This window comes from Desulfothermus okinawensis JCM 13304 (assembly GCF_054654515.1).
Genome location: NZ_BAAIEW010000018.1, coordinates 57715 through 63833, shown reverse-complemented (window position 1 = coordinate 63833; position 6119 = coordinate 57715). Strand labels below are relative to the sequence as shown.

The following is a 6119-nucleotide window of genomic DNA, read 5'->3' as shown; positions in this document are numbered from 1 at the left end:
AAACTGGAAAATACCCTCTCTAAATGAATAGTATAAGGGATAAGGACAGATTGCCCTTATCCCTTAGTTTTTTAGAAGTTGTATGTGATTGTTAAACCATATCCCCACAGCTCCCCACCTGCCTTAAGTGAAACCTTATCGCCATCATAGGAGTTGTTTAGGTTCACGCTCTCTCCGCCAATTACCCTATCCTTTTCCGTAATGGTGTATTGTAGAGTACCATCTATTTGCCATTTACCCCAGTGAAGTCCAGCACCAATAGAATAGGTCTTTTTATCTGCATCGGGCCACAAGTTGTCAAAGGTATCATCAGGAATAGGGGTGGGATCGTAAAAATAGCCACACCTTAAAGTGAGTATATCTGTTGCCTTGTATTCAATCCCAATCTTTACTTGGTTTGTATCCTTCCAGTCTCTTTTTATTTTTAATTCTTTTCCTCCAAGTGCTTGCTGGAACATGGGGTCTTTTATCTCCAGGGTCTGATAATCCACAATAGACCACTGGGTCCAGACAACATCTGCTTCAATTGATAATTTTTCATTTGGCGTATATCTAAGACCTATCTGAATCTGGTTTGGATGGTCCACATCATCTAGTGACACATCTGTTTTATATCTTGTAATGCCCTGAGCAGCCAGGATAGCTTTTTCTGTTTCAGAAAGGTTTTTCAATTTAAGATCTCCTTCAAAGTTTGCATCTGCCTGGGATCTAAATGTGAGACCAAAGGTGAATTGGTCTGTTAATTTATACATAAGTCCAATATTGAAAGAATAGTTGAAATCATCAGTAAGCTCTATTTTTTCTCTAACAGTTAGGGGCCACATATCATAAGAATTTAGATATGTGCCTGCTTCAGATCTCCCCAGAGATATGCCAAATCCCACAGATAGTTTATCGTTTACTTTATATGCAATAGTAGGGGTTGCTACTAATCTGTAATACCAGGATTCATAGCAATTATAGGAAGCAGGGTTTTGATAAAAATTTTCAGTATTGTCCCACCTTAAGTGAAGTCCGTATGGAACATATGCGGCCAAGCCAAAGGTCATTTTCTCATTTATGGGCATGGCAAAGCCCATATGTGGAACTATAAATAATGGAGATTCGTCTTCAAAATCAGTTGGTCCAGCAATAATTGACCCGTTTTTCTCTACTCTATAATTTTTTCCTTTAAGATAGGGATCAATATTCACAGATCCAAGGGAGATCTGTTTGTTTTTGATTTGAGTCAGTCCTGCTGGATTATAGTATACAGCGTATACGTCATCTGCATATGCTGCAAAGGCACCCCCAAGGGCAGTTGCCTTGGCACCTATACCAAATGTATCCACATTTGCCCCAAAACAGGGACTTTGGGCTATTAAAAGAAGTGTTCCTAAGATGATAAAGATTTTTTTCATAGATACCTCCACTTATAATTAAAATTCATTATTTATTGCAGGTAATTAATTATAAAATCATTAACTGTATCGTAGGCCCATGATAAGTTATCATTATCCAGGTAATCTGCTGCTTCTGGATAATATTCTGGATGTACACCCAGCAGGATTCCATGGGTAATCCAGTTTTTCTCCCCATCTCCCTTAAACATAAACCACTTATTGTAGTCAGATGGGAAAGAGGAACTGGAAGTTATTTCAATGTATTGATCAAATCCAAGGGTTGACGCCAGGATTTTATTTGAGACATTGGGAACAACAGTATCATGATAAGAGGACTGTAACATTGCCTTATTTTTTATGGAGCTATTTGCAAGATATACTGGATCTGAAGGATCCAGTAGTAGTTGTAATATTCCTAAGGTTACAAAATACTCAGTATTGTTTTTTTCCAGTCCTAAGCTGTTTAACAGTCCTTGGATAAGGGCATTTGAAGCTTGATCAACAAGAGCTGCATAGTTTGCTCCCCCCACATTTAGAACAACTTTATCAATAATATTGCTATTTAAAGATGTAGCAACAGACCCAGTAATTGAACCCATGGATTGGCCAACATAATATATGTTTGTTGGTTGATCAGGGGTTCCATCTCCATTAATGTCAAATTTACCGTCCTTTATGAGGTTTAAAAACATACCGATATCAAAGAAGGATTGATACAGATTAATTCTATCCTGACCAAGATTACCAGTTAGATAGTTCGCACCTGAATTTTCAGGATCAGAACTCCTTGCACCATGTTCTGGAAGGTCCATGGCAATTATAGGCATATTTGTAATTTTTTGTGCCAGCACATATGCTGCTTCCTTTTTGCTCCCAAGTCCATGTTGAAAAACCAATACTGAATCACTATATAAATTACCATTTACTATTAGATAAGGGACATTTATTGGAGTTGGTGGATTGTTAGTTAAGGTGGTTATATCAAATGAGGTAAAATCAGTGCTGTTAACTGCTGCAAGTCCTTTAAGTAACGAAATTGCTCCATTTATTTGATAATATTCAGATGTTGCATTTGCTAACTCTAATCCAGATATTTGTTTACCTGAAACATTTAAAAAGTCATCTAATGTCATGTTATTTTGAAGGGCAGCTGCAATAAGTCCAAAATCCTGTAAACTTAAGCTCTTGTCTGCAGTGGTAAAGGTGAAGAGCTCTAGAATATCGTCTTTTGATATTCCATAGGCATTTAAGATGGAAAAAAGAGGAGCATAAGCTTGTCTTAAGGGCTCCAGTGCCTTTAAGTCTGCTGAAGTTATTTCAGACGATGATTTTAATAAATCAAAGAGCATGCTGGATGTAAGATAGGTACCTGACTGTAATTTTATTCCTTTTTTAAGTACAACTAAAAATTGAGCTCCAGGAGCAAGTGGCTTTAACGGGAAAATTTTGATGTAGTTTCCATCCTGGACAACTTTAATGTCATCTATGTCAATATTTTCTAAGTCCAAATTACTAATTAATGCCTGTAAACTATCAACACTTAGCTGGGATAGTGATGTTAATATACTAGCAAGATCAGTCCCTGGTGGTTGCATGCCCATTTGACTTAAGGCTTGATAGATGGCTCCAGCTAATACTTGTGTGTTTATTAAATATATATTGTTGGTTAAAGAATCTTTGTCCAGCGGTTCTGTTGAGCTAAGGGGAATAGCTATTGGGGCATTGGGGCTAAGACCCTTTATTTTAAGTTTATCTATTGCGGAATATAGGGCATTTTCAGCAGGGTCAGTGGAATTGGTGGGTAACATTACTGTATAGTTTGTATTTGCCCAGACAACGTCATTTGGCACAGGCAAGATCTCATTTGTTGGATCAAGCACAGGGAATACGCTCACATAGACAGTGTCTTTTAAATTAGACAGAACATCTTCTTCCTTAACTGTCCCCTCGCCAATCTTATTCAGAATATCCTGGATATTGGATGTAATAGCATTAATTGTTGCATTTATTCCTAAAGCCCCATTTATTCCTCTGTTAAATGCCCCAATAATGTTTGAGTCCATATCAAAAGTGGTTTTCTCCAACTCATTAGCAATATTTGCCATTAAAATAATTTGTTTTTCAGCAGGTAGTTGAAGCTGATTTTTTAAGTTGTACAATGTGGTTTCAACTGCCAGGGAGAGTCCAAGGAGTTTCGCACTAACTCCATTAGAACTTGCAAGATCAGTGTCATAAGATCCACCTAGCTCCTCAATTTTTGCCTTTAAATCTGGCTTTAGAGCAACTAAGGTAGTCAGAGGAGTAATATTTTTTGCACCCACTGGAGCAAGTAAGGTGAGAGCAGGCTCTTTAGTGGATTTAACTATACCTCCCTGGGCAAGGAGGAGGCCTGCTGCATCATCGGGTATAGAAAGAGAAAAATGTCCATTATCATCTGTAGTGGTGGAAATTTCCCCAGGATCACATATTCTGTTTTCATTTGAGTCCAGGCATACAGTAGCATTTGCAACATAACTCTGGATTACCTTGCCTGATACAAAAGATCCAGTGTCATTGTCTCCACTTCCTGCACAGCCCATAAAAAATAGCAAAATACCAATAATAATGGGCACAAACCTGGTTAGTTTTTTCATGTGTACCTCCTTGACGTTAAGTTGGTTTTGGTTATAAACGTTAATTTATGTAAATGAAGTTATTTATTGATGTCAAGATACCTGGATAAAATGGGCGAAAAAAAACGAAGAATTTTTCGTACCACTAGAAGCCACTAGAAGAAAGAAGGTACAGGCTTTTACCTAGGATTTATTTTTTCTTAATAAATCTTAAGATAATAGATGCTTCTTCTATGCCCATGTACGCGCTCATAAGCAGATATACGCTGCCAATAACTGGTATAAATAATACAGAGATGGTGTTAAAATTAGACAGGTATATGCAGACAATGAGAATAAGGATACTTAGAAAAATAAATGTGAGAATTTTTTTTTGTAAATCTATCCAGGAACCAATTTTTTTATAGAGACAATAGGATAAGAGTATTACATTTATCCATGATGAGATGGATACTGCCAGGGCCAGGCCAAAATACTTGAGGTCTTTCATAAGCAGAAGCCCCAAAATGAGATTTACCACCAGACAAATAGATGCAATGATTGCCGGAGATTTGGTGTCTTTTAAAGCATATAGAGAAGATACAAGGGTTCTAACCATGCTAAAAGCAGGTAAACCAATTCCATATGCAACAAGGCACATGGAAGTTGCATTTACACTGTGTATGTCAAATGCCCCTCTGTGAAACAAAATCTGGATAATGGGCTTAGATAGGCCAATTAAACCAGCTGTTGCAGGAAGACACACAAATAGGATCAAATAAAGACTTTGATTTAAGGTCTGTTTGAATTTTAAAATGTCTTTTTGTGCAGCTAATTGGGATAGATCTGGTAGGGCAGCTACGCTAACTGCCACTCCAAAGATTCCCAATGGAAATTGTACCAACCTATCTGCATAATAGAGATATGACACAGCACCAGTTGATAGGAATGATGCCAAAATGGTGTTAAGTACAATATTTAGTTGATATACTGCTGCCCCAAATACTGATGGGAGCATTAGTTTTAAAAGGAGTTTCAATCCCTTATGTCTTAAATTTACCTTCCCTATCCATGAAAAATCATAACTCTTTAAGGCTGGTTGCTGCATGAGAAATTGTAAAATTCCGGCAATTAAGACACCATATGAGAGTGCAAGAGAGACATTTATTTTTTTGAAATAGGCGAAAAATGCGCAGCCAATTAACACTATATTTAACATACAAGGGGCAAGGGCGGGCATAGCAAAGTGGCCAAGTGAATTTAAAATCCCCATACATAGGGCAACACCAGATATAAAGATTATGTAGGGGAAACATATCCTGATTAGTTTTGTTGTGAAATTAAATATGTCCGGTCTGGTTTTAAAGCCAGGGGCAACAATTGAGGTAATATAGGGTGCAAAAATAATTGCAATAATTGTTATTATGGTTAAAATTGTAATTAACCAATAAAATGTGGACCTTGCAAAGCAAAAGGCTGACTCCTTTCCTTGTTTCAGTTGTAAATTTTTAAAAATTGGTACAAAGGCCATTGTAAGGGAGCCTTCAGCAAACAGTCTCCTCAAAAGGTTTGGTACCCTGAAGGCCACAAAAAAGACATCGGCCATTGCGCTGGTTCCAAGGGCATAGGCAATAACTACATCTCGTAAAAAACCCAGTGTCCTGCTAAGAAGAGTGGCACCTGCAATAATTGAACTATTTTTAACCAGACTGGACATCTCTTTTTATTGACTTATAAAGTTTATGATTGAATGATTGGTGTAAATAACATACAATTTAACACAACTAAAGTAAAATTATTTAACATGTTCAAAAGTTTTGACAAAGTTGGTTAAGGTTCAATTTTAAAACTGTGAGCAAAAACAATAGGTGGGATTATGGTCTTTACATGGGAAGGATTTAAAGAAAAACTGGAAGAAATACACATTTTTCCAGATAATTATGTGTTTAAATTTATAGTGCCCATAGACAGAAAAAACCAGGTGATAGAGTTATTTAAAGGAGAGGACGTTTTTGTTAGAAACTCAAAGAATGGAAAATTTATTAGTATATCTGTTAGGTGTTATGTGGCTTCGTCTGATGAAGTCATTGAGATTTATAAGAGGGCATCAAAGATAGAAGGCATTGTTGCACTTTAAACCCAGGGG

The 6119-nt window shown here is 36.9% G+C and carries 4 protein-coding genes; 1 reads left to right on the top strand and 3 read right to left on the bottom strand.

What is annotated here, in order from left to right:
• Positions 1-71: 71 nt before the first annotated feature.
• The 3 genes from ACYQ0O_RS08325 to murJ all read right to left on the bottom strand — a co-directional run bounded on the left by ACYQ0O_RS08325 (position 72) and on the right by murJ (position 5690).
• Positions 72-1400 (bottom strand): OmpP1/FadL family transporter, encoded by a 1329-nt coding sequence (locus tag ACYQ0O_RS08325; RefSeq protein WP_459892032.1) that lies wholly within the window; start codon positions 1398-1400, stop codon positions 72-74.
• A gap of 32 nt (positions 1401-1432) precedes the next feature.
• Positions 1433-4015: an alpha/beta hydrolase family protein gene (locus ACYQ0O_RS08320; RefSeq protein WP_459892030.1), complete on the bottom strand. Its 2583-nt coding sequence runs from the start codon at positions 4013-4015 to the stop codon at positions 1433-1435.
• Between the two features lie 169 nt (positions 4016-4184).
• Complete coding sequence (gene murJ, locus ACYQ0O_RS08315; RefSeq protein WP_459892028.1) at positions 4185-5690, bottom strand: murein biosynthesis integral membrane protein MurJ; 1506 nt, start codon at positions 5688-5690, stop codon at positions 4185-4187.
• Between the two features lie 159 nt (positions 5691-5849).
• Here murJ and ACYQ0O_RS08310 point away from each other — a divergent pair, with 159 nt between their 5' ends.
• Positions 5850-6110 (top strand): DUF493 family protein, encoded by a 261-nt coding sequence (locus ACYQ0O_RS08310; protein WP_459892026.1) that lies wholly within the window; start codon positions 5850-5852, stop codon positions 6108-6110.
• Positions 6111-6119: the final 9 nt, after the last annotated feature.

Coding starts and splice junctions, on each gene's coding strand:
- ACYQ0O_RS08325 (WP_459892032.1), bottom strand. CDS start 1,400: ATGAAAAAAATCTTTATCATCTTAGGAACACTTCTTTTAATAGCCCAA.
- ACYQ0O_RS08320 (WP_459892030.1), bottom strand. CDS start 4,015: ATGAAAAAACTAACCAGGTTTGTGCCCATTATTATTGGTATTTTGCTA.
- murJ (WP_459892028.1), bottom strand. CDS start 5,690: ATGTCCAGTCTGGTTAAAAATAGTTCAATTATTGCAGGTGCCACTCTT.
- ACYQ0O_RS08310 (WP_459892026.1), top strand. CDS start 5,850: ATGGTCTTTACATGGGAAGGATTTAAAGAAAAACTGGAAGAAATACAC.